General features: G+C 35.7%; 27 protein-coding genes and 1 pseudogene. 21 read left to right on the forward strand and 7 right to left on the reverse strand.

Annotation, left to right across the window (positions count from 1 at the left end):
- Positions 1 to 34: 34 nt before the first annotated feature.
- The 3 genes from ACFOWA_RS11095 to porX all read right to left on the reverse strand — a co-directional run bounded on the left by ACFOWA_RS11095 (position 35) and on the right by porX (position 3,507).
- The gene (locus ACFOWA_RS11095; RefSeq protein WP_378985086.1) at positions 35 to 1,264 is read right to left on the reverse strand and encodes an alanine dehydrogenase; all 1,230 of its coding nucleotides are present in this window, start codon (positions 1,262 to 1,264) and stop codon (positions 35 to 37) included.
- An 85-nt stretch (positions 1,265 to 1,349) separates the two neighbouring features.
- Complete coding sequence (gene tsaE, locus ACFOWA_RS11100; protein ID WP_378985088.1) at positions 1,350 to 1,832, reverse strand: tRNA (adenosine(37)-N6)-threonylcarbamoyltransferase complex ATPase subunit type 1 TsaE; 483 nt, start codon at positions 1,830 to 1,832, stop codon at positions 1,350 to 1,352.
- A 121-nt stretch (positions 1,833 to 1,953) separates the two neighbouring features.
- Positions 1,954 to 3,507 carry a T9SS response regulator signal transducer PorX gene (gene porX, locus ACFOWA_RS11105; protein ID WP_378985090.1) on the reverse strand — a complete coding sequence of 518 codons (1,554 nt, stop codon included), beginning with the start codon at positions 3,505 to 3,507 and terminating at the stop codon, positions 1,954 to 1,956.
- A 111-nt stretch (positions 3,508 to 3,618) separates the two neighbouring features.
- On the opposite strand from porX, the gene ACFOWA_RS11110 reads away from it, so the two are divergent.
- The 9 genes from ACFOWA_RS11110 (at position 3,619) to ACFOWA_RS11150 (ending at position 11,534) form a co-directional block, all read left to right on the forward strand.
- Positions 3,619 to 4,842: an HD domain-containing protein gene (locus tag ACFOWA_RS11110; protein ID WP_378985092.1), complete on the forward strand. Its 1,224-nt coding sequence runs from the start codon at positions 3,619 to 3,621 to the stop codon at positions 4,840 to 4,842.
- 122 nt (positions 4,843 to 4,964) lie between these two features.
- Positions 4,965 to 6,041 (forward strand): UDP-3-O-(3-hydroxymyristoyl)glucosamine N-acyltransferase, encoded by a 1,077-nt coding sequence (gene lpxD, locus ACFOWA_RS11115; protein WP_378985094.1) that lies wholly within the window; start codon positions 4,965 to 4,967, stop codon positions 6,039 to 6,041.
- Entirely contained in the window at positions 6,031 to 7,440 is a 1,410-nt protein-coding gene (locus tag ACFOWA_RS11120) for a bifunctional UDP-3-O-[3-hydroxymyristoyl] N-acetylglucosamine deacetylase/3-hydroxyacyl-ACP dehydratase (protein ID WP_378985096.1), read from the forward strand. The genes lpxD and ACFOWA_RS11120 overlap by 11 nt, the downstream gene beginning before the upstream one ends.
- 2 nt (positions 7,441 to 7,442) lie before the next feature.
- On the forward strand, positions 7,443 to 8,228 hold the full coding sequence (gene lpxA / locus ACFOWA_RS11125) for an acyl-ACP--UDP-N-acetylglucosamine O-acyltransferase (RefSeq protein ID WP_123207015.1): 786 nt from the start codon (positions 7,443 to 7,445) through the stop codon (positions 8,226 to 8,228).
- Between the two features lie 194 nt (positions 8,229 to 8,422).
- The gene (locus ACFOWA_RS11130) at positions 8,423 to 8,887 is read left to right on the forward strand and encodes a GNAT family N-acetyltransferase (RefSeq protein ID WP_378985098.1); all 465 of its coding nucleotides are present in this window, start codon (positions 8,423 to 8,425) and stop codon (positions 8,885 to 8,887) included.
- A gap of 22 nt (positions 8,888 to 8,909) precedes the next feature.
- Positions 8,910 to 9,524, forward strand: coding sequence for an ABC transporter ATP-binding protein (locus ACFOWA_RS11135; RefSeq protein WP_378985100.1), 615 nt, complete (start codon positions 8,910 to 8,912; stop codon positions 9,522 to 9,524).
- Positions 9,525 to 10,134: 610 nt separating this feature from the next.
- Positions 10,135 to 10,695 carry an elongation factor P gene (efp, locus tag ACFOWA_RS11140; RefSeq protein WP_123207031.1) on the forward strand — a complete coding sequence of 187 codons (561 nt, stop codon included), beginning with the start codon at positions 10,135 to 10,137 and terminating at the stop codon, positions 10,693 to 10,695.
- A gap of 114 nt (positions 10,696 to 10,809) precedes the next feature.
- The gene (locus tag ACFOWA_RS11145; RefSeq protein ID WP_378985102.1) at positions 10,810 to 11,370 is read left to right on the forward strand and encodes a 5-formyltetrahydrofolate cyclo-ligase; all 561 of its coding nucleotides are present in this window, start codon (positions 10,810 to 10,812) and stop codon (positions 11,368 to 11,370) included.
- A 5-nt stretch (positions 11,371 to 11,375) separates the two neighbouring features.
- The gene (locus ACFOWA_RS11150) at positions 11,376 to 11,534 is read left to right on the forward strand and encodes a hypothetical protein (protein WP_167459529.1); all 159 of its coding nucleotides are present in this window, start codon (positions 11,376 to 11,378) and stop codon (positions 11,532 to 11,534) included.
- Here ACFOWA_RS11150 and ACFOWA_RS11155 read toward each other — a convergent pair.
- A pseudogene (locus ACFOWA_RS11155) lies at positions 11,531 to 12,298 on the reverse strand (exodeoxyribonuclease III). The gene ACFOWA_RS11150 and the pseudogene ACFOWA_RS11155 overlap by 4 nt on opposite strands.
- Positions 12,299 to 12,453: 155 nt before the next feature.
- Positions 12,454 to 13,152, reverse strand: coding sequence for a peptidylprolyl isomerase (locus tag ACFOWA_RS11160; protein WP_378985104.1), 699 nt, complete (start codon positions 13,150 to 13,152; stop codon positions 12,454 to 12,456).
- Positions 13,153 to 13,246: 94 nt separating this feature from the next.
- Between ACFOWA_RS11160 and ACFOWA_RS11165 the strand changes: the two genes are divergently transcribed.
- The 7 genes from ACFOWA_RS11165 to ACFOWA_RS11195 all read left to right on the forward strand — a co-directional run bounded on the left by ACFOWA_RS11165 (position 13,247) and on the right by ACFOWA_RS11195 (position 18,275).
- Entirely contained in the window at positions 13,247 to 13,651 is a 405-nt protein-coding gene (locus tag ACFOWA_RS11165) for an HYC_CC_PP family protein (RefSeq protein WP_378985106.1), read from the forward strand.
- A gap of 81 nt (positions 13,652 to 13,732) precedes the next feature.
- Entirely contained in the window at positions 13,733 to 14,269 is a 537-nt protein-coding gene (locus ACFOWA_RS11170) for a heavy-metal-associated domain-containing protein (protein ID WP_378985108.1), read from the forward strand.
- Between the two features lie 3 nt (positions 14,270 to 14,272).
- Complete coding sequence (locus tag ACFOWA_RS11175; RefSeq protein WP_378985110.1) at positions 14,273 to 15,082, forward strand: hypothetical protein; 810 nt, start codon at positions 14,273 to 14,275, stop codon at positions 15,080 to 15,082.
- Between the two features lie 8 nt (positions 15,083 to 15,090).
- Positions 15,091 to 15,594 carry a DUF3347 domain-containing protein gene (locus ACFOWA_RS11180; RefSeq protein WP_378985111.1) on the forward strand — a complete coding sequence of 168 codons (504 nt, stop codon included), beginning with the start codon at positions 15,091 to 15,093 and terminating at the stop codon, positions 15,592 to 15,594.
- The gene (locus ACFOWA_RS11185) at positions 15,594 to 16,154 is read left to right on the forward strand and encodes a helix-turn-helix domain-containing protein (RefSeq protein ID WP_378985113.1); all 561 of its coding nucleotides are present in this window, start codon (positions 15,594 to 15,596) and stop codon (positions 16,152 to 16,154) included. The genes ACFOWA_RS11180 and ACFOWA_RS11185 overlap by 1 nt, the downstream gene beginning before the upstream one ends.
- Positions 16,155 to 16,503: 349 nt before the next feature.
- A complete protein-coding gene (gene ygiD, locus ACFOWA_RS11190; protein ID WP_378985115.1) occupies positions 16,504 to 17,328 on the forward strand; it encodes a 4,5-DOPA-extradiol-dioxygenase in 825 nt (274 codons plus the stop codon).
- 227 nt (positions 17,329 to 17,555) lie between these two features.
- Entirely contained in the window at positions 17,556 to 18,275 is a 720-nt protein-coding gene (locus ACFOWA_RS11195) for a heavy-metal-associated domain-containing protein (protein WP_378985117.1), read from the forward strand.
- A gap of 41 nt (positions 18,276 to 18,316) precedes the next feature.
- Here ACFOWA_RS11195 and ACFOWA_RS11200 read toward each other — a convergent pair whose 3' ends face one another.
- Positions 18,317 to 18,844, reverse strand: a complete 528-nt coding sequence (locus tag ACFOWA_RS11200; protein ID WP_378985119.1) for a YfiT family bacillithiol transferase — start codon at positions 18,842 to 18,844, stop codon at positions 18,317 to 18,319.
- Positions 18,845 to 19,018: 174 nt separating this feature from the next.
- A complete protein-coding gene (locus ACFOWA_RS11205) occupies positions 19,019 to 20,416 on the reverse strand; it encodes an aldehyde dehydrogenase family protein (RefSeq protein ID WP_378985121.1) in 1,398 nt (465 codons plus the stop codon).
- A 190-nt stretch (positions 20,417 to 20,606) separates the two neighbouring features.
- Between ACFOWA_RS11205 and ACFOWA_RS11210 the strand changes: the two genes are divergently transcribed.
- From ACFOWA_RS11210 to ACFOWA_RS11230, 5 genes are all read left to right on the forward strand, one after another.
- A complete protein-coding gene (locus tag ACFOWA_RS11210) occupies positions 20,607 to 21,791 on the forward strand; it encodes a hypothetical protein (RefSeq protein WP_378985123.1) in 1,185 nt (394 codons plus the stop codon).
- A 255-nt stretch (positions 21,792 to 22,046) separates the two neighbouring features.
- Complete coding sequence (locus ACFOWA_RS11215; protein WP_378985125.1) at positions 22,047 to 24,437, forward strand: S9 family peptidase; 2,391 nt, start codon at positions 22,047 to 22,049, stop codon at positions 24,435 to 24,437.
- Between the two features lie 523 nt (positions 24,438 to 24,960).
- The gene (locus ACFOWA_RS11220) at positions 24,961 to 25,593 is read left to right on the forward strand and encodes a peroxiredoxin (protein WP_378985127.1); all 633 of its coding nucleotides are present in this window, start codon (positions 24,961 to 24,963) and stop codon (positions 25,591 to 25,593) included.
- A gap of 14 nt (positions 25,594 to 25,607) precedes the next feature.
- Positions 25,608 to 25,916, forward strand: coding sequence for a thioredoxin family protein (locus tag ACFOWA_RS11225; RefSeq protein ID WP_378985129.1), 309 nt, complete (start codon positions 25,608 to 25,610; stop codon positions 25,914 to 25,916).
- Entirely contained in the window at positions 25,916 to 26,164 is a 249-nt protein-coding gene (locus tag ACFOWA_RS11230) for a DUF6952 family protein (RefSeq protein ID WP_378985131.1), read from the forward strand. The genes ACFOWA_RS11225 and ACFOWA_RS11230 overlap by 1 nt, the downstream gene beginning before the upstream one ends.
- The last annotated feature ends 146 nt before the right edge of the window (positions 26,165 to 26,310 follow it).

Genomic DNA, 26,310 nt, shown 5'->3' on the forward strand with positions numbered 1-26,310 from the left:
CATGATTTTGAGCATCACAATTATCAAGATTATTTTACTGATTTGATACAACCAGTAATTCCAAATCTTTAAAAGGCAAATTAAACATATCTGCTAAATCTTTGTTGGTAACATTACCTTGGTAAATATAAAGTGCCTCGCGAATACCAGGATTATTCCAAACCATATTCATTAAACCACCAAATTCGCCAATATCTAACAAAATTGGTGCAAATATATTGGTTAAAGCGTAAGAAGCTGTTCTAGGAACTCTAGATGCAATGTTTGGAACGCAATAATGAATTACATCGTATTTTCTAAAAACCGGGTTAGTATGGTTGGTAACTTCAGAAGTTTCAAAACACCCACCCTGATCTATGCTTACATCAATTACCACAGAGTGTGGTTTCATCCGCGCAACGGTTTCTTCCATAACAATACAAGGACTACGACCATGACTTGCACGAATAGCGCCGATGACTACATCACAAGTTACAATTGCTTTATTTAAAACGATTGGCTGCATTACAGATGTAAAAACCCTGCTGTTGCCAAGGTTATTTTGAAGTCTGCGTAAACGATAAATAGAACTATCAAAAACTTTTACTTCCGCTCCTAGTGCTAAAGCCGTTCTGGCTGCATATTCGCCAACGGTTCCTGCACCTAGAATTACAATTTCTGTTGGTGGCACACCTGTAAAGCCCCCGAGCATTAAGCCTTTACCGCCGGTAACATTGCTTAGGTATTCTGCAGCAATTAAAATTGAAGTAGAGCCAACAATCTCACTCATTGCTCTAACTACACTTAATACATTACCTTCATCACGAAGATTTTCAAAACATAATGCATTAATCTTTTTCTGCATTAAAGCTTTAAGGTATTCTTGTTTAAGCGTGCCTGTTTGTAAAGATGATATTAAGGTTTGCCCTGCATGCATCATTGCAATTTCCTCCAACATGGGCGGTGCAATTTTCACTAAAATATCACAATCGAAAACTTCCTTTTTATCGTAGGCAATTTTAGCACCTTGCTCTGCATATTCCGAATCTGAAAAATTTGCTGCTATACCCGCACCGCTTTCTAAAACCACCTGATGCCCATTATTAACCAGCAAAGCAACCGATAAAGGCGTTAAAGCAATTCTATTTTCTTGAAAAGATATTTCTTTGGGGATTCCTATATAAAGGTTATTCTTTTTATTTCGGGTTTCAAGCGTTGCTTCTTGGGTTTGCAATAAACCCTGACGAGCTATATCGGCCATTCCTTCGCGTAATCCTGTAGCCATGTTTTTATATCGGTAAATGTTTTGATTTAGGTTGATGAAGGTACGGAAAATCTGTTAAAATACTGATAACAAATCACATCAGAATTTAGATTTTACTAAACTCGAAAATTCTTTGGTGCTCATCTAAAATTGATATTACTACCTTTACATAATGTTCTGGCAATAATTCTTCTATTCTTTCCGGCCATTCGATAAGGCATATTCCGCCACCGTAAAAATATTCTTCATAACCTAAATCATAGGCCTCTTGAATGTTTTTTATGCGATAGAAATCAAAATGATATACCGCTCCAGCGTTGCCTACATACTCGTTGACGATAGAATATGTTGGGCTAGAAACTGCATCATTAACGCCTAAAGTTTTACAGAAATTTTTTATGAATGTTGTTTTGCCAGCACCCATTTCTCCTTCAAAAAGAAAAATTTTATGTTCGCCTGCAAACGCTAAAAGCTTGTTGGCAACTTCCGGTAAATCTTCTAAACCATTAATCTGAACTCTCATTGCTACAAAAATAAAAAGCAAAAGTAATACATAATTGTATTGCTTTTGCTTTTTGAATTTAAGCATATAAATAAGTGAAGCTTTCGACTACAGCACAGAAAGCGTTGTATTTTTGAGTTTCGGTCTGTGAAGACACAGACCGAGGGAAATAACTACATCGTTTTTGTTTTTTCTCCTGGTTAGGAGATTATCTAGGAGAATAAGTTACCACAGGAATAATCATTTCTTCTAACGATATTCCGCCGTGCTGAAAAGTTTCGTTGTAATAATTAACAAACTGATTGTAGTTATTAGGATATACGAAGTAGCTATCTTCTTTTGCAAAAATATAACTGCTGCTGATATTAATTTTTGGCAGTAAAGCATCATGCGGATTTTTAATTGCAAAAACCTCTTTTGCATTAAAATTCAGATTTCTACCTTGTTTATAACGCAAGTTGGTATTTGTGCTTCTATCTCCAATAACTTTTACTGGTTTTTTAACACGAATGGTTCCATGATCTGTGGTAATGATAACTTTAACCTGCTTTTGCGATATTTTTTTCAATAAATCCCAAAGCGGAGAATGTTCGAACCACGATAATGTTAATGAACGATAAGCAGCATCATCGTTTGCCAATTCCCGAATCATTTGCATATCGGTACGGGCGTGGCTTAACATATCAACAAAGTTGAATACAATTGCGTTAAAGTCGTTTTTTAGAAGATTATTGGTTTGCTCTACCAGTTCCTTTCCTTGCTCAAAAGTTAAGATTTTGTTGTAGCTAAACTTGCAATCTTTACGCAAACTACGTTTAATGTTATCTGCTAAGAAGGCTTCTTCGTGCATGTTTTTTCCACCTTCGTCATCATCGTTTTGCCACAAACTAGGAAAGCGCTTCTCCATTTCCAAAGGCATTAAACCAGAAAATATCGCGTTCCTTGCGTATTGAGTTGCAGTTGGTAAAATACTGGTGTACATATCTTCCTCATCAATTCTAAAATACTCAGAAATTAATGGGTTAATAATTTTCCATTGATCGTAACGCAGGTTATCAATCAGAATAAAAAACACCGGAGTTGTATCGTTAATGTGCGGAAAGGCTTTTTTCTTCAATAATTCGTTTGATAGAAGCGGTGCGTTATCCTTATCCTTAATCCAGTTTAAGTAGTGTTCTTCAATAAATTTAGAGAACTGTGTATTGGCTTCTTGTTTTTGCATGGTTAAGATCTCATGCATTTGCGGGTCATCCAACTTCTCAAGTTCAAGTTCCCAAAAAATTATTTTTTTGTAAGTATCTACCCATTCCTCGTAACTAAGGCGGTCGCCCAATGTCATTCCCAACCTTCTAAAATCTTGTTGGTATGCCATTGAAGTTTTTTCACTTACCAAAAGTTTTTTATCAATCAGCTTTTTTATGGTTAAAAGAACTTGTTTCGGATTTACCGGTTTAATCAGATAGTCATCAATTTTACTTCCAATTGCATCCTCCATCAAATTTTCTTCTTCACTTTTGGTAATTAAAACTACCGGTACGTCTGGGTTTAGGTTTTTTATCGCCGAGAGGGTTTCAATTCCACTCATACCAGGCATGTTTTCATCCAAAAAAACAAGGTCGAAATGGGCTTTACCAAAGGCTTCGAGCGCATCGTTACCATTTGTAAATGTAGTAACGTTGTAACCTTTATCGTTGAGTAATAATATATGAGGTTTTAGTAGATCGATTTCATCATCGGCCCACAAAATTTTAGTTTCTTGCATGTTTTTGTAAAAATTGTTGTGTATTAAGCCATATATTTTGGCAGGCAATCAAAGTATAAATAAAAATAGCAATTTTTGTACCGTATATGTGTATTTAACTATTTTTAACGCTTGAATAAGAAGAAAATCATAAATGATCCGGTTTACGGATTTATCAGCATTCCAACCGAATTAGTTTACGATGTTATTTCGCATTCGTACTTTCAGCGATTGCGCTACATAAAGCAACTTGGAATGACGCATCTTGTTTATCCAGGAGCATTGCACACCCGATTTCATCATGCTTTAGGTGCTATGCATTTAATGAGCTTGGCAATTGGTTTATTAAGAAGTAAAGGACATACAGTTAGCGATGGTGAGGAAGAATCGGCAATATTGGCCATTTTACTGCACGACATTGGCCACGGACCTTTCTCTCACGCCCTCGAGCATTCATTAGTTACCGGAATAAAGCATGAAGACATCTCAGCAAAGCTGATGCAGGATTTAAACCGCCATTTTAATGGGAAATTAACGCATGCGATTGAAATATTTAATGGCACTTATCACAAACGCTTTTTACATCAGTTAATTTCAGGTCAGCTAGATTTAGATAGAATGGATTACCTGAATCGAGATAGTTTTTTTACAGGTGTAAGCGAGGGTGTAATAAGTTTCGATAGAATTATAAAAATGTTTAATGTTTTTGATGATGATTTGGTTATCGAAGAAAAGGGCATTTATTCAATCGAGAAATTTCTTATTGCCAGGCGTTTAATGTATTGGCAAGTATATTTGCATAAAACCGTAATCTCTGGCGAAATGATTTTGGTTAAATTGTTAGCACGAGCTAAAGAATTATCAGCCAATGGAGATGATTTATTTGCTGCACCATCATTAAACTATTTTCTTAAAAACGATATCAACGAAGAAAACTTCTTTAATCAGCACGATAATTTAGAGCATTTTACAAATCTTGATGACCAAGACATTTATACTTCAGTAAAAGTTTGGACTAAGCACCCCGATAAAATTTTGTCTGAACTATGTAAAATGCTTACCTCACGAAATTTATATAAAGTTGAAATGAGCAATGAAAAACCAGATGAAGAACGTATTGAATTTTTACAAAATGCTGCTGCGGATTTACTAGGCATAACCAAAGAGGAAGCTAAATATTTTGTTTTTACCGATTCTATACAAAACAGAGCTTATAATGCAGGTGTTGGAAATATCAAGATATTGATGAAAAATAACGATATTGTTGATATCGCAAAAGCATCAGATTTATCCAACCTAGAATCATTGCAAAAAACGGTAGAAAAATATATTCTTTGCTATCCTCGTGGGATTTAAGCTTATTTAACAAAATATTTAACTTTCAGTGCCGTTTTAAGTCTTATTATTGTGTATTAAATACACGAGTTAACCCGAACAGGTTTTTTTGTTCATATCAATTTAACATTTACCTTTGTACAATGCAATTTACTGCCAAGCAGATAAGCGAGTTTTTAAACGGTTCCATTGATGGTAACCCAAATGTAGCTGTAACAGAACTCTCTAAAATAGAAGATGGTAAAGAAGGCTCTTTGTCTTTCCTTTCTAACCCCAAGTATGAAAACTTTTTATATTCTACACAGGCATCGGTAGTAATTGTTTCTAAAGATTTTAAACCCACACAAGAATATACAAGCACGTTAATTCGTGTCGAAAACCCTTACAGCTCTTTTACAGTATTATTAGATAAGTATAATGAAGCCGTAAATGCCCAGGCAGAAAAATCTGGTGTTGACAAATTGGCTTTTGTACATCCATCAGCAAAAATTGGTAAAGGTGTATTTATTGGTCCGTTTTCTTATATAGCCGAAAATGTAGAAGTAGCCGATGGTACGAAAATTAATGCTCAAGTATTTATTGGAGAAAACTCTAAAATAGGAGAATCGTGTTTGTTTTTTCCGGGCGTTAAAGTTTACCATAACTCTATTATTGGTGACCGGGTAATTATTCATTCAAATACGGTTATCGGTAGTGATGGTTTTGGTTTCGCTCCTCAAAAAGATGGCACCTACAATAAAATACCTCAAATAGGTAACGTGATTATCGAAGATGATGTAGAAATTGGCGCAAACACAGCTGTTGATAGGGCAACAATGGGTTCTACAATTATTAAAAAAGGCGCCAAAATCGATAATTTAATTCAAATTGCCCATAACGTAGAAATTGGCGAACACACTGTTTTAGCGGCGCAATCGGGCATTTCAGGAAGTACCAAAGTGGGTCCAAATAGTGTTATCGGTGGTCAGGTAGGCATTGCAGGGCATTTAACACTTGCAAAAGGCACACAAATTGGTGCCCAGGCTGGCTTAAACTTTAACATTACCGAAGAAAATAAACAATGGCATGGCAGTCCGGCGCAACCATTACGCAACTGGATGCGTGCTTCTGTAATTTTTAAACATCTACCTGATGTTGAAAAAAGAATTAATGTGCTCGAAGAAGAATTAAAAAAACTTACAGCAGAATTGGAAAAGAATACAATTAATAATGAACGTTAGACAAAGAACAATTACTAAAGAAATATCAGCATCGGGAGTTGGTTTACATACTGGCGCTAACGTTACCATTACTTTTTGCCCTGCGGCAGAAAATCATGGTTTCAAATTTCAACGTGTTGATTTGAATGGTCAGCCCGTTATTGATGCCGATGCCGATAATGTAACTGACACCTCCCGAGGAACCACAATAACTCAAAACGGAGCAAGTGTTAGCACAATCGAACATGTAATGGCCTCATTAATAGGCATGGATTTAGATAACGTTCTAATTAAACTTGATGGACCTGAAACACCAATAATGGATGGAAGTTCCATTCAATTTATTGATTTGTTGGAGGAAGCTGGCACAATTGAGCAAAATGCTGATAGAGAATACTTTACCATCCCTCATAATATTACCTATACCGAAGCAGATAGAAAAGTAGAAATTGTAGCCATGCCTTTGGATGACTACCGTTTTACTTGTATGATTGATTATAACTCTCCTGTTTTAGGCAGCCAACACGCTGGGATTAACACCATTGCCGAATTTAAAAAGGAAATTGCTTCGTGTCGTACTTTTTGTTTTCTACACGAGTTAGAATATCAATTGCAGCATAACTTAATTAAAGGTGGCGATTTAAATAACGCTATCGTTATTGTTGATAAAGAAGTTACTAAAGATGAATTAAACCATCTGGCAAAGCTTTTTAATAGAAAGGACATTGATGTAGCTCCACAAGGAATCTTGAATAATATGGAACTGCGTTATCAAAACGAGCCAGCCCGCCATAAATTATTAGATATGATTGGCGATTTAGCGCTGGTTGGTATGCACTTGAAAGGCCACATCATGGCTGCTCGTCCAGGCCATGCCGCCAATGTTGCATTTGCCAAAAAAATAAAAGCCGCTATAAGAAAAGAGAAAAATAAAAAGATTCAAAAAGTTTACGACCCTTCTGCCAAGCCATTGTATGATGTAACTCAGATAATGGAAATTTTGCCACACCGCCAACCTTTTCTTTTTGTTGATAAAATATTAGAACTATCTAAAAACCATGTTGTTGGTTTAAAGAATGTAACCATAAATGAGGAGTTTTTTAAAGGTCATTTTCCAGGTGCGCCGGTTTTTCCAGGAGTAATTCAGATAGAGGCAATGGCACAAGTTGGAGGTATTTTAGTTTTAAGCACTGTACCCGACCCTAGCAATTATCTAACTTATTTTTTAAAAATAGATAATGTACGTTTTAGGGCGCAGGTTTCTCCAGGTGATACCATTATTTTCCGTTGCGATTTGCTTGAGCCAATTAGGAGAGGCATTGCACAAATGAAAGGTGTTGGAATGGTTGGCGAAAAAATTGTAGTAGAAGCCGAAATGATGGCTCAGATTTCAAAAGTTAAACAAACAGAACCAGTCTAATAATGATACAACCATTAGCATATATACATCCCCAGGCAAAAATTGCCGAAAACGTAGTTATAGAACCTTTTGTTGTAATACATAAAGATGTTGTAATTGGCGAAGGAACATGGATTGGTTCGAATGTTACCATTATGGATGGCGCTCGGATTGGCAAAAACTGTCGTATTTTTCCTGGAGCCGTTATTTCTGGTGAACCACAAGATTTAAAATTTGCTGGTGAAGTTACTACTGCAGAAATCGGTGATAATACCACCATTCGCGAGTGTGTTACCATTAACCGTGGAACAAAAGATAAATGGAAAACCACTATTGGCAGCAACTGTTTAATTCAGGCATATTCGCACATTGCACACGATTGCGAAGTTGGCGATAATTGCATTTTCTCTAACAGCACAACGCTAGCTGGTCATATTACCATAGGAAACAATGTAGTACTGGCTGGTTTAGTTGCCATCCACCAATTTGTTAAAGTAGGTTCTTATGCATTCGTAACTGGTGGTTCACTAGTACGTAAAGATGTTCCTCCTTATGTTAAAGCTGCTCGCGAGCCACTTTCTTATGCAGGAATTAATTCTGTTGGTTTACGTAGAAGAGGTTTTACCAATGAGCAAATTGATGAGATACAAGAAATTTATCGTGTGCTTTTTGTAAAACATAACAACGTTACCAAAGCTTTGGATATGATTGAAGCCGAATTTAAACCAACAGAAATTCGGGATGAGATTGTAGATTTTATCCGTAACTCTAACCGCGGTGTGATGAAGGGTTTCGGCATGGGAAGCTAGGTTTACAAGATTGAGGTACAGGATTAAGGTTAAAAGGTATGCCGGCTTAGAGTGCTAAGGGTTACAGTATCTTCATAGCGAGGACCGAAGCAATCTCTTACCTAAACCACATCTATAAATATTCTAAAATTTATTTAATGTCTATAGCATTAGTTTAGCTTTCTTAGGTGACTAAAACGGTAAAAAATAAGAATATGAATAATCTAGCGTTAGTCAGAACCGATTCAGATAATACCGATTTTAGACAATTGGTTGCATTACTGGATAAAGATTTAGCGATTAGAGATGGTGATGAACATGCTTTTTATGCTCAATTTAATAAAGTTGATGCAATAAAAGAAGTTGTTGTTGCTTATCAAAATGAAATTCCCGTTGCTTGTGGAGCCATAAAGCCTTTCTCAGTTTCTGCAGCTGAAGTGAAAAGAATGTTTGTTCATCCCGATTACAGAAAGCAAGGCATAGCGGCAAAAGTTTTATCTGAATTAGAAACTTGGGCAGCCGAATTAAACTACAGCGAATGTGTTTTAGAAACCGGTAAAAAGCAACCTGAGGCTATTGCATTGTATCAAAAAGCGGGTTATCAGATTATAGATAATTACGGGCAATATGTTGGTGTAGAAAATAGCGTTTGCATGAGTAAAACCTTAATTGATATTTGATACTCAATTTTTGATAAAAAAAATGAAGATAAGCTTAAACAACGTTGGCAGAAGATTTAATAAGGAGTGGATTTTTAGAAACCTAAGCACTGAATTTACTTCTGGAAACAGCTATGCGATATTAGGTCCGAATGGTTCAGGGAAATCTACATTGTTAAGCGTTATAACAGGAAGTTTAATGCCATCAGAAGGGGATATTTCCTTTACAGATACAAAGGATATTCCGGTTGAAGATATTTATAAACACATAAGTTTAGCTGCCCCATATTTAGAGCTCGTTGAAACTTTTACCCTAAGAGAACTTATAGATTTTCATTTTAAGTTCAAAAATTTTACAACAGGCGTTGATGCAAAAGAACTTGTTACTATTCTCGGTTTAGAAAAATCGGCAAATAAAGAAATCAAGTATTTTTCGTCGGGAATGAAGCAAAGAGCCAAACTAGCTTTGGCTTGCTGTTCTGATTCACCAATATTATTTTTAGATGAGCCAACGAGTAATTTAGACGTTCAAGGGATGAATTGGTATCTTGAATTGATACAAAATTTCACTAAAAACAGACTTACCATTATAGGTTCAAACCAGATTGCCGAATACGAATTTTGTAATAACCACATTCAAATAGCTGATTATAAGTAGATTAATCCGATTTAGTTATCCACTCCAAGACGTATTTTTGTCATTAATTTGTATTAAAAAAATATTATATTAAAAATATTTTGTGAGTAATAAATTATTCTTACCTTTGCACCACCAAAACGAGAAACAAATTTCATATTTTTTCTCTTTAGGAAAACATAAAAATTCCCGCACTCGCGGACAAATGATATAGCCAGTAAATGGCAAAGAGTTTTTCATAGTTTAGTTTGAGGTTTAGGTTGATTATGCCTTTGGAGTGGTTCCCAAAGGCATTTCTTTTATACAAGGTTTTTTTTGCTAAACGCAGGAGCAGGTTTTTGTTGTTTGCAATGCCATAGGTTAATTAAACCCGATTGCACGAAAATACTTTTTTAAAACCCCGAAAGGGTATTAATTAAAAAAGATTGTAGTAAAAGCGGGACTAACCTTAACCGATTTACACAGGTATTGCTTTTCATATTAAAAATGAAAACACTCTTAAAAAAAATATGGTGTGAAATGAGCCTTAACCCCCCTAAGCTTATGCCTTTAACTTGCTAGGTTTTTATTAAAATAATTTTACCTTTGCCATCACAAAAAATCGAAATTAATCCATTAAGGATAACATTATATGGCAAAAGCATCAGAAATTAAAACAGGTAACATTCTTCGTGTAAATAATGAGTTGGTTACTGTTGACGAATGGAACCACCGTACGCCAGGTAAGGGCGGCGCTTTTTACACAGGAAAGTTTCGTAACATTAAATCGGGTAGAATTGTTGAGGCTCGTATGAATACCGATGAGGCCGTGGAAATTTGCCGAGTTGAAACCAGCGATTATCAATATTTGTACGAAGATGGTGATTATTTGGTGGTGATGGATAACAACACTTATGAGCAATATAATGTTGAAAAAACGTTATTTGGTTCGGCAATTAAATTCTTAAAAGAAGGCATGAATGTTATCGTTTCTATGGAAAGCGATGAGGCTATTATGGGCCAGCTGCCAAACTTCGCGGAGTTCGAAATTACATATTCGGAACCAGCAGTTAAAGGTGATACTTCTACAAATGCGTTGAAAGCAGCAACGCTTGAAAATGGCGTTGAAGTTAAAGTGCCGATGTTTGTAAACCAAGGCGATAAAATTAAAGTTGATACACGTACAGGTGAATATGTGGAGCGTGTAAAATAATATTTACTATTGAATAGAAAGCCTTTGAATTATATTCAAGGGCTTTTTTGTTTTAAAGAATTGCCTCGAAACAATTTGAGCAAAAAATAAGATAAGATGTTTTAAATTTGAGCGATGTTAAAGGCAGAAATTAGAAAGCAAGCTTTAAAAGAGCGATTATCTTTGACTAATGAAGAATATGAGCGTAGAAATGATGGGCTTTTATTTCAATTTAAATCGCTCGATTTTAGTATTGTAAAAGGATTGCATATTTTTTTACCGATTGTAGAGAAAAAGGAGCCGAATACCTTTTTGTTGATTGATTGGTTGGCGAGAAATCACCCAGAAATTAAAATCGTAATACCCAAGGCAGATTTTAAAACTTCATTAATGACTCATCACGAATATACGGGCTTTAACGATCTGAAAAAAAACAGCTACAACATTTTTGAACCACAAGTAGAAAATCAATACCAAGGTAAAATTGATGTGGTTTTTGTGCCATTGTTGGCTTTTGATAAACAAGGATATCGTGTTGGTTATGGCAAGGGCTTTTACGACCGCTTTCTGGAAAATTTAAATGCTCAAAAAATAGGCTTATCTTTATCGCCAGTAATAGAAAAAATCGATGACGTAAATGAGCACGACATTCGTTTAAACTCTTGCATTACACCCACAGAAATTATTAAATTTTAATCATCATGGCATCCGAAATCGTTATCAAAACAGAAAAGCAATACGAAGATAATATGGTTGCAGTGTTTGAGTTGCAAGAAAAAGAAGAACTAACGGCCGATGATTTAAAACAAATTGAACTGATGCTAAAAGCGGGCGAAAAATACGAGGCTGAACATCTTTAATGCAACTCCAATAAAACCGGGCAATGGTCTGAATGAATTGCATCGGGCAAAATCCTCACATTTTTTAACCGATTTTCCATCGCTCGGGTAACCAGGTGATAATCGATACGCCAGCCTAAATTCTTACCTCTAGAACCAGCCCGATAACTCCACCAAGTATAGTGGTGTGGGTCTTTGTTAAAATGACGGAACGAATCTATAAAACCATTTTCTAAAAACAGCTGCATCCATTCACGTTCTTCAGGCAAGAAACCAGATGAATTGGCATTTGATTTTGGGTTGTGAATATCTATTGATGTATGGCAAATATTATAATCGCCACTCACAATCAGGTTTGGAATTCTTTCTTTTAATGCTCCGATGTAAACATCAAAGAATTTCATAAACTCATACTTTTTTACTTGGCGCTCATCGCCACTTGAGCCTGATGGCATATACAAACTCATTAGCGAAAACTCATCGAAATCAGCCCGTAAAATCCTTCCTTCTCGGTCAATCCATTCTTCACCACAACCATATTCTATATTATTGGGTTTTAATTTGGTTAAAATTGCAACGCCACTATAGCCTTTCTTTTCTGCCGGAAACCAATAATGATGTTAGCCTAGTTGTTCTACCAAGGCAATGATTTCTGGTATTTGTGATGGCATTGCTTTTATTTCCTGCAAGCAAATCATATCGGCATTAGTGGCTTGCAACCAGCCAAAGAAGTTTTTTGTGCTGGCAGCACGTATTCCGTTAACGTTGTAAGAAATAATTTTCATTCCAAATTTTCAATGATATTGCAAAAAGTATAATTAGAAATTAATTGAGTAATTGAGATTGCTTCGCCTTTGGACAAACCCGTCGTCACCACTAATCCATTTAAGGGTCTTATCGGCAGAAAAGATGCTGTTATGAATTCAGCATGAAGAGAGTATTATCCCTGCGCCAGCTGCTTTTCTAACTTCTTTGCTGCTCTCCTTTTCAAAATTGTGATATCCATTTTTACATCCTGCTTTGGACGATTATTTTTATCTGTAACTAAAGCCGCAATTTTATCAACCATATCTAAACCAACAACAATTTCACCGTAAACGGTATAATTTCTATCTAAATGAGGCGTTCCACCAATGGTTTTATAAACTTGACGTTGCCATTCTGGAATCTTATATTTTAACCGCTTTTCCTCCACGATATTCAATTGTTCATCTGTAAAAACCTTTCCCTGTACCAAATAAAACTGACTTCCACTTGAGGCTTTGCTTGGATTAACACCATCACCTTCCCGGGCCGCAGCTAAAACACCCTTTTTATGAAAAAGACTATCTCTAAATTCTGCCGGAATGGTATATTTAGGTCCACCCTCTCCAAGCAAAGAATCTGGCTTAGCATTTCTAGAATCTGGGTCTCCCCCTTGAATCATAAAATCTTTTATCACACGATGAAATAACGTACCATTATAATAACCCTCTTTAGTTAATTTCAAAAAATTATCACGATGCAATGGTGTTTCATTGTACAACTTTACAATGCAATCTCCGAATGCAGTTTTAATACGGATATATTGGTTTCTGGGTTTAGCTGCGAAGCTTGAAAGAACAGAAAACGTAAAGATGAACAGTAATAATTTCTTCATGTTGATAGTGTTTGAGCCTAAATTAATCTAAAAAATGAAATTGAGTAAATAAAAGCATGTATTATGTGATTTATTTTCTATTACCTTTGTATTAATGAAGTTAAAACAAAAAATAGCACTTTCTTTGGCCGTACTCTATGCGGTTAGTGTTATGGGTTTGGCTTTAAGTTTGCATTTCTGCAGTGGTAAACTTGAAAATGTAAAGCTATTCAGTAATGAAGTTTCTTGTAAATTTTGTGCAGATATTCCTGCTGAAAAGATAAAAGATGACGGCTGTTGCAAAAACACACAAGTATCCGTAAAAGTTAAAGATAGTCACCAAACAGAGGCACAAACCCAAATGCCGAAGTTATTCTCTATTCAGTTATTTTTACATCCACCAGTTTTATCTTTTCTAAGCAACGTTAGCCCAGCTTTTTTTAGCAAATTCACTAACAAAGCACCGCCAACTTCCACAAGGGTCGCTTTACATGTTTTCAATTGCATTTTTAGGAATTAGGATTAATCATTGTCCATTGCGTTATGCAAAGCATTTCGACTGGTTTAATATGACATTTCTTAAATTCTAATTCAAAAAATCATGAAAACAATAAAATTATTTAGCATTATTATGCTTCTTTTTGCCGTTAAGGTTTCGGCTCAACAAATAGCAACAGCAGATTTACAAGTAATTGGTTTAACTTGTTCAATGTGTTCAAATGCAACTCAAAAATCACTAGAAACGTTGAGTTTCATCAATTCGGTAAAACCAGATTTAAATAAAAATATTTTCGTTTTAACCTTCAAAAAAGGTGCTGATATCAATTTAGATATGGTACGCAAAAAAGTTCAGGATGCTGGTTTTTCTGTGGGCGGCTTAACTGCAGATTTCAATTTCAATCAAGTTAAAGTAGATGAAAAAGGCCAAGCGATTGTTAATGGCAATGTTTATCGTTTTGTAAATGCAAAAAACAAAACCTTAAATGGAATGGTAAAAGCATCGGTTGTTGATAAGAATTTCATTTCTGGTTCGGCTTTTAAAAAACAAGCTACAACCGTAAATTCTGATGCATATGCAAATGGAACTGCCGTAGTAAACGGAAAGAAAACTCGTGTATATCACTTAGTGCTTTCTTAAAAAATGAAGAGTGTTTTAATAACAGCGCTGATTGTAATCGGCGCTTACTCTTCTGTTATGAGTCAGGAATTGTACGTTTTTACAGAGCCGGCCAGCAATATGCCAACAAAATCTATTGGCGTTAGGCTTACAAATGAAGGCATGAATAACCCAGATTTCATGAGCAGAACCATTCCGGAAGTTATGGTTGGTTTCAATAAAAATCTGATGATGCATGCCCAAACCTTCTTATCCGATATGGATGGAAAATATCGTTTGGAGGGTGGAAGTTTATATGCAAAATATCGTTTTTTATCTTTAGATGAGGCTCATTCTCATTTTAGGGCAGCTGCTTATGGGCGCATAAGCACAAGTAAAAGACCAACATTTACAAGAGATATAAACTTAGAGGGAGATAATAGTGGTGTTCAGGGTGGATTAATTTTTACCCAACTTTTGCACAAACTGGCGCTATCGGCAACTTTAGGTTACGCACATGCTTTCAAAGATTACGATAAACAGATTGTAGGCATGCCGCGACCGAACAATATGCTATCGTATAGTTTATCATCGGGTTATTTAGTTTTGCCTATCACATATAAAGACTATAAACAGCCAAACTTTAACGTTTATTTCGAAGTATTAGGCAAAACAGACCCAAGCTCTGGTCAATCTTATTTAGATTTGGCTCCTGCATTACAGGTTATTTTAAATAGCACGACAAGAATTGACTTGGGCTATCGCTTTCAGGCTACTGGAAATATCGCCAACCGATATACCAAAAATATGTACCTAATAAGGGCAGAATTTAATTTTTTTAACGTTTTAAAATAGCAAAAAAGATGAAAAAAATAATGATAATGCTGGCAATAATTGCTATCGCAAATACCAAACTTACATTTGCACAAAGTAAAACCGATGTTGCATTTAATCAGGTTTTAACTGCATATTACGATGTTAAAAATGCCTTGGCAACAGATAAAAAAGATGTTGCCATTGAAAAGGTAAAGGTTTTAACGGCAAAAGTAGATGCTGTGCCGCATAAAAATTTACCTGCCGCACAACATAACGTTTGGATGGAACAAGCTAAAATCATCAAAGCAAAAGCAGCAGAATTAGCTGCTGGTAAAGATATCAAAGTGCAAAGAAAATCATTTGAAGGAATTTCTTATGCGATGATTAAAACCGTAAAAAACATCAAATTTAATTCGGCTACAGTTTATGTTCAACATTGTCCAATGGCGAAGGCAAGCTGGTTAAATGAAAAAGAAAACATCGAAAACCCGTATTATGGAAGTATGATGTTTGATTGTGGTGATGTTGCTGAAACAATAAAAGCTAAATAATGAAGCTGCATATCAAAAACATGGTATGCAACCGCTGTAAAATGGTGGTTAAAGCCGAGCTAGAAAAGCTTGGTTTTAACCCTATTTCGGTCGAATTGGGGGAGGTTTTTTTAGTCGATAATATTTCTATTGATGATAAGTTGGAAATAGCGGAAAAACTAACTCATTTTGGTTTCGAATTATTGGAAGACAGGAAAAACCAGATTGCAGAGCAAGTAAAAACTTCGATTATCAACCTGGTTCATTATGCAAAAGAGCCCATAAAAATTAATCTTTCGGCTTATTTAAGCCAGCAACTCAAAATTGAATACCCACAGATAAGTTCGGTTTTTTCAGAAGTGGAAAATCAAACAATTGAGAAGTATTTCATCGCCCAGAAAATAGAAAAAGCTAAAGAAATGCTTACTTATGATGAGTTAACACTTAGCCAAATTGCCTACCAACTTAACTACAGTAGTGTTGCACATCTTTCAGCACAGTTTAAAAAGGTTACTGGTTTAACACCATCGGCTTATAAAATTGAAACTAATGGTAAAAGAAAAACGTTGGATGAAGTGTAAAAATTGATATAGCAAATTGCCGAAATAAAATAGAGGCAAAATTAGTTGATTATCAATATCCGTCAGTTGAAACTGACGGCCAGGACCAACAGGATGTTTACGCAATAGAGAGAGAAAAAATCAAATAATTTCAATTATAATTCATCAGTTGAAACTGTCGGCAAGGAATAACAAGGGGATATGAATTATTGAAGTTGAGGAAGCCTAGTTAATATGTACACTATCCATTTCATTGACGTTGAATTTAGTCAACGGATAATAAATATTCTATATACAAAGTCTACTTTCTTATCCTAAGTTAAGTTGCCACTAAAAGTTGCGCCGTATCTTTAAGCTTAATCTTAAATAGATGTCAACTTTATCACAATTCAGAAATTTCACTCAGCGTTTGCCTCAAACGGATTTAATGCCAACCCTTTTTATTGGGCATGGTTCGCCGATGAACGGAATTGAAAACAATGAATTTAGTGAGGGTTGGGCAAATTTAGCTAAGAACATTCCTGTTCCTAAAGCCGTTTTGGTAGTTTCTGCACATTGGTACACCCACGGTACTTTTGTTACGGCAATGAATTTTCCTTATACCATTCACGATTTTGGTGGTTTTCCTCAGCAGCTTTTTGATGTTCAATATCCTGCACCAGGCGATGCTGAGTTAGCAGCTGAAATCCCAACCTTGATTAAATCGTCCCAAGTTGGGCTAGACCACGATTGGGGTTTAGACCATGGAACCTGGACAGTAGTTAGGCATATGTACCCTGAGGCTAATATACCAGTTTTACAATTAAGCATTGATTACACCAAATCGCCTGAGCAACATTACGAAATTGCTAAAGAAATTTATGCCCTAAGAAAAAAGGGCATTCTAGTTATTGGCAGTGGCAATATGGTACATAATCTTCGTATGTTGAGTTGGGATATGATTAACGGAGGTGGTTATGATTGGGCAAATGAGATGAATGATAAATTTAAAAATATTATTGTGAATGGCGATCATAAACCCTTAATTGATTACCGAAATTTAGGTGCTGATGCGATGCTGGCCATTCCTACTCCCGAGCATTATTTGCCTTTGATATATACTTTAGGTTCAAAAAACGACAAAGATGAGGTTTCTTTCTTTAACGATAAAGCTGTGGGCGGTTCACTCACAATGACTTCGGTTTTGGTGGGATAAACCAATTAACCCAGGGACGAACTCGCTTTGTTCATAAACCCGATTGAATGAATGCCGATTTTTCTTCGGCAGTAAGGAAAGCGGGGCTGCTATTTCCGATGATACACAGCACATTCATTTCCAATAAATAAATTGCTCTTAAAAAATCTAAAATTCTATAACATTTTATGATTATTCAGTAACGCTTTACGGGCAGCTAAAAAGTAAATTTGTACAAACATTTTAACATGACACATACCTATCAACTTACCGGAATGACTTGCGGCGGTTGCGAAAATAAAGTTAAAAGTAACCTTTTGATACTGCCAGATGTTACGGCGGTTGAAGTTTCGAAGGATACAAATTCGGCAACAATTAGCATGGATAAACACATTGGCTTAGCTGAATTACAACAAGCTTTGGGTGGCAAGGAAAGTAAATATCAAATTTCAGCAACCATGCAAACCGAAATAACGGAAGACACAAAATCATGGCTAGAAACTTATAAGCCAATCCTGCTTATTTTTGGTTACGTTACGGCAATATCACTGGTTGTTTCGTGGCGTAATAATGCAGTTGATTTCATGATTTTCATGCGCATTTTTATGGCTGGTTTTTTCCTAACTTTTTCTTTCTTCAAGATGCTAAATTTGAAAGGCTTTGCTGAAAGCTATGCGATGTACGATATCGTTGCGAAAAAATTTAGTGCTTGGGGATATATTTATGCCTTTATAGAACTTGGGTTGGGATTAAGTTTTGCTTTAAACCTTGCGCCTGTTGTGGTAAATTGGGTAACATTAATTGTTATGACCATTAGCATTTTAGGCGTTTTAGAAAGTGTTTTGAACACGAAAAAGATTCAATGCGCATGTTTGGGAGCCGTTTTTAACTTGCCCATGAGTACGGTTACCATTGTAGAAGATGCAATTATGATTGCCATGAGTGCTGCAATGTTGGTTTTGATGTAGATTCCTTATTTGAATTTTACTTCATAAGGAAGAATATAAGACTAGGTTTTCGAAACAGTATTTACAATATGCGCCAAATGGTGTTTACCATGCCATGCGTACATGCCCAACATATTTGCTAAGGTAAGTTGCTTGTTTTGTGCAGGATGAATATATTTTCTTTGATAATCTTCCATTTTCAAGGTGTTTAGAAAAACAACCCAACGCTGATGTAGACTTTTTAAAAGAGAAATTGACATCTGAATATCGCCATTTTTTGCTTCTTCTGTTTCTGCCCAGCGCTCTTCGTAATACGGTCTGATGATTGGAATATCCTCTGTAATTGAGAGCTTAAAACGAATATAAGCATTCATGTGGCTATCGGGAATATGATGAACCACCTGTCTTAAAGTCCAGCTATTTGGGCGGTAAGTTTGATTCAGTTCTTCTTTAGTTAGGTTTTCAGTTGCCGTTTTGATTTGATTTGGCAAATTCTCGATTTCAGAAATCCAGATTTTGGCTTGTTGCTCATCAAATATTGCCGGCATGATAAAATGCCCAATTGGGTATTTAAGTTGTTCTAAATCCATAAAAGCAAAATAGGGTTTATATTGTAATTGCAAAGGAGTTTGTTTAAGCTTTAACTAAATAGTCATCAATAAACTCAGACTAACGTGTTATGCGAATAGAATCATCTTAAAAATCTTCTAATATTGAATTAATCTCTTTTCATCTTAAAATCCTACAATCCTTTAATCCTAGCCTTACAGTATTTTCTTCAACCACTTCAACAAATCCATTTTTTCTTTGTAAGGTGGATATATCATGTTCGTCATGCCTAACTTTGATTGAAAGACTATAGCTCTTTCGTGTGAGAAGTTTTTAAATCCGAAGATACCGTGGCAACTTCCCATTCCGCTACTGTTTACACCTCCAAAAGGAAGATTCGGATTGCTGATATGAACCAAAACATCATTTACACAAGTGCCACCTGAGCTGGTTTCTTTAATGATTTTATCCTGATTACCTGAATTATTGGAAAAAATGTAAAGCGCCAAAGGCTTATCTTTTGCATTTACAAAATCGACAGCATCCTGTAAGTTTGCATAGGTTATTATTGGCAAAATCGGACCAAAAATTTCTTCCTGCATAATGGTATTTTCAGCGGTTACCGAAATTAAAATGGTAGGTTCAATGGTTAAATCTTCAAGATTGGTTTTACCTCCCCAACTCAGCTTAGCACCATCTTCAACCGCAGTTTTAATTAAGCCATCTAACCGCTGAAACTGTTTCTCATTGATGATTTTGCCGAAAACTTGTTTATCAATTTTACCATCGTTATAAAACATTTTTTCTGCTGATGTTTTAAAGTACGACACAAATTCTGTCTCGTGCTTTTCATCAATTAAAACATAATCTGGTGCGATACAAGTTTGCCCTGCATTAACCAGTTTACCCCAGGCAATTTTTTCTGCTGCTTTTTTTAAATCTGCAGAATTATCAACAATAGCTGGCGATTTACCGCCCAATTCCAATGTTACAGAAGTAAGGTTTTTAGCTGCTGCCTGCATTACTACTTTGCCAATGGCTGTGCTGCCGGTAAAAAAAATATGGTCGAATGGTAGTTCTAGTAATGCTGTTGATACTGACGCATCACCTTCAAAGCAAGCAATTTCATTGTTATCAAAAGTTTGGCTAATGATGGTATTAATAACATTTGCTGTTGCAGAACTGAGTTCAGATGGTTTTAGAATTACACAGTTTCCTGCAGCTATTGCAGAAATTAGCGGACTCATAATTAATTGAAAAGGGTAATTCCATGGTGCAATAATTAAGCAAACGCCCTTTGGCTCGTAATAAATTTTATTGCCGGCAAAAAGGTTACTTACCGTTCTACCTACCGAAACTGGTGTCATCCATTTATTAAGATTCTTTATCGCATGGTCTATTTCAGCATAGGTAAAAAACAATTCGGTTACTGCAGTTTCAAAACGGCTTTTGCGTAAATCAATTTCTAGAGCTGTGTAAATTTCTTCTTCTGCGCTTTCTAAGGCTTCCTTAAGTTTTTTAAGTTTCGAAATACGTGTTTTTGCATTGGTTTTACGCAATTCAAATTTGTATTTCTGCTGTAAATCGAAGGTTGCTTTTATTTTTTCTTCCATGTTTGGCAATACTCTTTATTTAACATTTAAAGAATGTAAGAAAATATAAGGCTGTTGAGCTTATATGAAATCTTAAATTTCTTAATTGGTCAATTAGATACACTGTGTTTAAATTTAGTTAAAATAACTTCATCTCATTAAAAATTCATCGATTTAAGGCATATTGCATTAATTTTTCAAATCATCGTTTATGAAGAGATTGTTTCTGCTATACGCCTTTTTATTTCCATTCATTATCCAAGCACAAACCCTAAAAACGGATGTATTAATTATTGGAAGTGGAGATGCTGCATTAGCCTCCGGAATTCAATCTTATAAATCGGGTGTGAAAACGCTAATTTTAACTCAATCAACTGGTTTTTCTAGTCAGAAAAGCGCTGTGAAACAATCAATTGCTGTTCAAAATTTATTTAAGACTTTAGCTGCATGGGAAGTTAAAAAGTTAAATAAGCCAATTGAACAGACTTCAAAATCAAAAGCTAAAAACACTAAAAAGCCAATTGATAGTGCAGCTTTTTTAGATGTAGTTAATAACGTAAAATACACCGAAATTAAGCGTTCGGGAAATGGATGGGCTTTAAATTTGAGCGATGGCTTGGATATAAAAGCTAAAATTTTGGTGTTAGCCCATGAGCCTGCAAAACTTGTAGCTGCTTTAAAAATCAATGAGCTTGCACCTGCCAAAACCGAGGTTTTAAATTATAACGATAATCTGTACAGAACTACAATTTCCAGACTTAATACAACAGAATCGCGTTATTTATCTTTATATAATTTGCTCATTCCGAATCAGGAAAACTTATTGTTCATCCCTCCCGGAAATGTGGAAATTGGTCAGGCTGCTGGAGCTACCGCAGCATATTCTGCTTTCTTTGATACAAAAACTAGTTTATCAAATTTAAAAAGGATTCAAGGCGAATTGCTCAGTTATAAACTTGCCTTAATGCCTTTTGAAGATGTTAAAGCGGCAGATTCCAATTGGTTAGCACTGCAAAAAGTTGGTATTACCGGGATTTTAAAAGCAGATATTAAAAATGGAAAAGCATTTTTTAATCCGGAGCTGGAAGTTACTTATGATGAAATAAAACAGCCCATAAAAGATTACTATTACAAAGCACAAATCTGGTTTGATGACAATAAAAACATTCCTATCAACCTAGTAAACACAATCACTTTGGTTTGCTATGTTGGCAATAAGGCAATTGATGCCACAACAAATGAAATCGAAAAGAAATGGAAGAAGAACTATAAATTTTCGTCTAAATATGATTTGAAAAAAGTGCTAACCCGTAGAGAGTTTTCAGTAATCATCAATGAATATTTAAAGCCGTTTGATGAGGTGAATGTAGATAAAACAGGGAGAGTGATTCGTTAGAATCGGTTCTCTTTTTAACTAAAGGTTTAAGGTAATTCTGTGAAAATCTGCGTTTCTGTGGCAAACTGCTGCACCTGATAGAAAACAAAATTTTGCCGCGGAAACACAGAAGTCACAGAAACTATTTATGTCAAAAAACATCATCTGTAAAATCTTTTTTATTTGTGGTTGATAGATACGAGCGTTGTAACATTTCCATTTCCTTAACAATTTAATTACTGCATTATTTAAATTGCAGCATCCAAAATAAAATTCATGAAGAAATATTTACTTTTCCTTTTCCTTTTCCTTTGCTCAGGCGAATACACTTTTGCACAACAAATTGCCCCGCTAACCGTAGAAAAAATAATGCGAGACCCAAAATGGATGGGAATTGCACCAACAAATTTCCGTTGGACCGCCGATAGCAAAACATTGTATTTTAATTGGAATCCTGAAAATAAAACTAAAGAAGAGTTGTTTAAAATTTCGGCTTCGGCAACTAAACCAATTAAGGCGGTTGAAAAGGAAGATGAAAAATTATTGAGCTTAAATTACATTTACAATAAAGATAAATCGCTAGGCTTGGTAGAGAAAAGTGGCGATATTTATCTTCAAAATTTTAAAGCCAAAAAAGAACGTCGACTTACAAATACCATGGAAAGGGAAAGTAGTCCTGTTTTTTTAACCAATGGCGATATTGTGTATCAGTTAGGTGATAATCTTTTTCAACTGAACTTAAAAACTGCCGAAACGAAACAAATTACAAATTTCACTAAAGGCAAACCTGCTGGAAGAACGGCAACAAAACCTGCAACTGAGCAAGATAGTTGGCTAAAAGCGCAGCAGACTGAGCTTTTTGATATCATTAAAAAAAGAAATGCCGACAGCCGCGGCGGCGCTCGTGGTGCCAGAGGCCGTTTTGGTACACTGACTGCTGATACAAAATCGCTAAAACCCCTTTATACTGATGATAGGTTTTTAAATGGTGTGGTTATTAGTCCTGATGGCCGTTATGTTACCTACAAATTAACTACTCCGGCAACCAATAACCACAATACGATCGTTCCAAACTATGTTACAGCATCTGGCTATACAGAAGATATTCCCGGCCGAACTAAGGTTGGAGAAAGTGAAAATGTATCTCAAGGATTTATTTATGATACGCAAAAAGATTCGGTTTATGCAATTCAAACGGCAAGCATTCCGGGCATAAAAGATATTCCAGATTTTTACAAAGACTATCCTAAAGAATTGGATACTTTAAAGAAGAAAAATGCTGATAGGCAGGTTAACTTTTTCGGTCCGCTGTGGAATGAGAACGGCAGTACAGGAATTGTAGTAGCAACCTCTACCGATAATAAAGACCGCTGGATATTAAAATTAGATGCCGCAACAGGAAAATTTAATTTACTAGATCGCCAGCATGATGAGGCCTGGATTGGCGGCCCGGGCGTAAGCGGTTTCTTTCAAGGTATTACAGGCTGGATTGATAATAACCGTTTCTATTATCAGAGCGAGGCCACCGGATATTCGCATTTATATGTAGCAAATATTTCTACTGGCGATAAAAAACAATTAACATCAGGTAAATGGGAAGTTCAATCTGTTCAGCTTTCGAAAGATAAGAGTACGTTTTTCATTAAAGCAAATAAAGAACATCCGGGCATAACGAACTTTTTTAAAATTGGTGTAAACGGTGGTGCACTTACGCAAATTACTTCAATGAAAGGTTTGAACGACATCACACTTTCTCCTGATGAAAAATACCTGGCCATAAATTACTCTTACCTGAATAAACCAGGCGAATTATACATTCAACCGAATAAGGTTGGTGCAAAAGCAGTTAAAATTACCGAATCTACATCAGCTGAGTTTAAATCGTACAAGTGGCGTGAACCCGATATGGTTTCGTACAAAAACCGTTATGGCGCCGATGTTTATGCAAGGGTTTACAAATCTGATAATCCACATCCCAATCATCCTGCCGTAGTTTTTGTACACGGAGCAGGTTATTTACAAAATGTTCACTTTGGCTGGAGTACCTACTTCCGTGAGTTTATGTTTAATAATTTACTGGCTGATAATGGCTACACCGTTATTGATATTGATTATACCGGAAGCTCTGGTTACGGCCGCGACCATAGAACAGGAATTTACCGCCACATGGGTGGAAAAGATTTAACCGACCAAGTTGATGGCGTAAAATTTTTGGTTGAGAAATATGGCGTAAATCCTAAAAATGTTGGTTTATATGGAGGCTCTTATGGTGGCTTTATTACGCTAATGGCGATGTTTAACGAATCGGATGTGTTTGCCAGTGGAGCAGCTTTACGTTCGGTTACCGATTGGGCGCATTACAACCATGGTTATACTTCGAATATCTTGAATGAACCTTTTAACGACCCAATTGCATACAAACGGAGTTCTCCAATTTATTTTGCTGATAAGCTTAAAGGAAATTTATTAATGGCGCATGGAATGGTTGATGTAAATGTTCATTTCCAGGATATTGTGCGCATTTCACAACGATTTATTGAGCTTGGAAAAAACAATTGGGAATTGGCAGTTTACCCGGTTGAAGACCATGGTTTTATCGAGCCAAGCAGCTGGACGGATGAGTACAAACGGATTTTTAAATTGTACGAGAATACGTTAAAGAAATAGTTTTTTAAATCCCTCTTGATAAAAAATTAAGAGGGATTCGTGTTTAAGCTCCTCCCCATCCCCCTACAAAGTGGGATAGCTTGCGCCATACCTGCAATTTGTTAAGAAATTTAAAAGGTTTTTTGAGCTATATGCGATTGGCACTCTGTCTGCCCCGCTAGCAGGGAATTAAAGGTGATGGCTTTATCCCAAGAACACTTAGCCTTGATAAATAAACCAGACAGCAGTGGAAATCCTTTTTGATGCAAAATTTTCTCGGATTTCACAATCATCCGTTTAAGTAAAACCGTAGAATAGGCAGAAGTACCCAAAAAGATTGCAACGAATGGCGGGGCTGTAAACCGCCATCTACCCTTCCTTTCATTACCAAAAAAACAAAATAGTCAAATTATATATACCAAAAAAAGATTATAGTTTTTAACTATATCGTTATCAATAAATACAATTAACTATTAATAAATCTGGGTTGATTGCCATATGATTTAGCCGTACCTTTGCAGCACAAAATTAAACACAAAAAATTATGGCAATAGTAGGCAAAAAATTCCCGAGTGTAAGTATTGATGCAATGTCTGACATGGGCGATGACATGAAAATCAACGTATTTGAAGAGGCTGTAAATAAAAATAGTAAAGTATTATTATTTTGGTATCCAAAAGATTTTACTTTCGTTTGCCCTACAGAATTACATGCTTTTCAAGCGGCTTTACCTGAGTTTGAGCAAAGAAATACAATCGTTATTGGTGCATCTTGCGATACAAATGAAGTTCATTTCGCTTGGTTAAATACACCAAAAGATAATGGCGGTATTGAAGGTGTTACTTATCCAATTTTAGCAGATACGCACAGACAATTATCTGGAATTTTAGATATTTTAGATCAGGAAGTTAATTACGATGAAGAAGGAAATGAATCTTTCTCAGGCTCGAATGTTTCTTTCAGAGCAACTTATTTAATTGATGAAACTGGTAAAGTTTTCCATGAAAGTGTTAATGATATGCCATTGGGTAGAAACGTTAAAGAATATTTGCGTTTAATTGATGCTTATACTCATGTACAAAAACATGGTGAAGTTTGTCCTGCAAACTGGGAAGAAGGAAAAGAAGCAATGAATGCAAACAGAACTGGCGTTGCTGAATATTTAGCCGCTAACTAATAAAATAAAACATTATGTTTTTAGAATTAACAGAAGATAATCTTCAACAATATTTAGCCGACAATTCTAAAGTTATGGTTCAGTACGCTGCATCTTGGTGTGGTAACTGCAGAATCATGAAACCAAAGTTTAAAAAATTGGCTGCTGAAAATGAAGATGTTGCTTTCTTAATTGTTGATGCAGAGAAACTTCCAAACTCACGCAAATTTGCAAATGTTGATAATTTACCAACTTTTGCAGCTTTTGAAGGTGGTGCTTTGGTAGATCAGGTGCAAACTAACAAAGCAGAAGGTTTAATTGAATTATTTAGTAAGATAAAATAATGAAGATTCCGGTTATAAAACAATTATTTCAAAATACCACACCAGCACAGCTAGAAACTACTTTAGAGGTTTTGGAAGCTTTCTGCGAATTTAGAGGTGTAAGCGAGCATGAAGTTGATGTGGCTGGAGAAATGATTACCAATATTTGTGGTGCGCTGGAAGTGCATCAAATGGTAAGCGATGGCGCAGTTGAAAAAGACGCCCTTAACGCGTTCGGCCAAAAAGTTATGGGCTCGATTGATAGATAGTTTTTAAATTCCTTTTAAAATATAAACCCTTTGCAGATTCATTTGCAAAGGGTTTTTGTTGACTTATTTTCTAGTACCCGTTTTAGACTTGAAAAAAAAGGTATGTGCGGACACAGGGGTAGAAAAACTTATATGTCCTTAACTTT

This window comes from Pedobacter lithocola (assembly GCF_042650845.1).
GTDB classification, from domain to species: Bacteria; Bacteroidota; Bacteroidia; order Sphingobacteriales; family Sphingobacteriaceae; genus Pedobacter; species Pedobacter lithocola.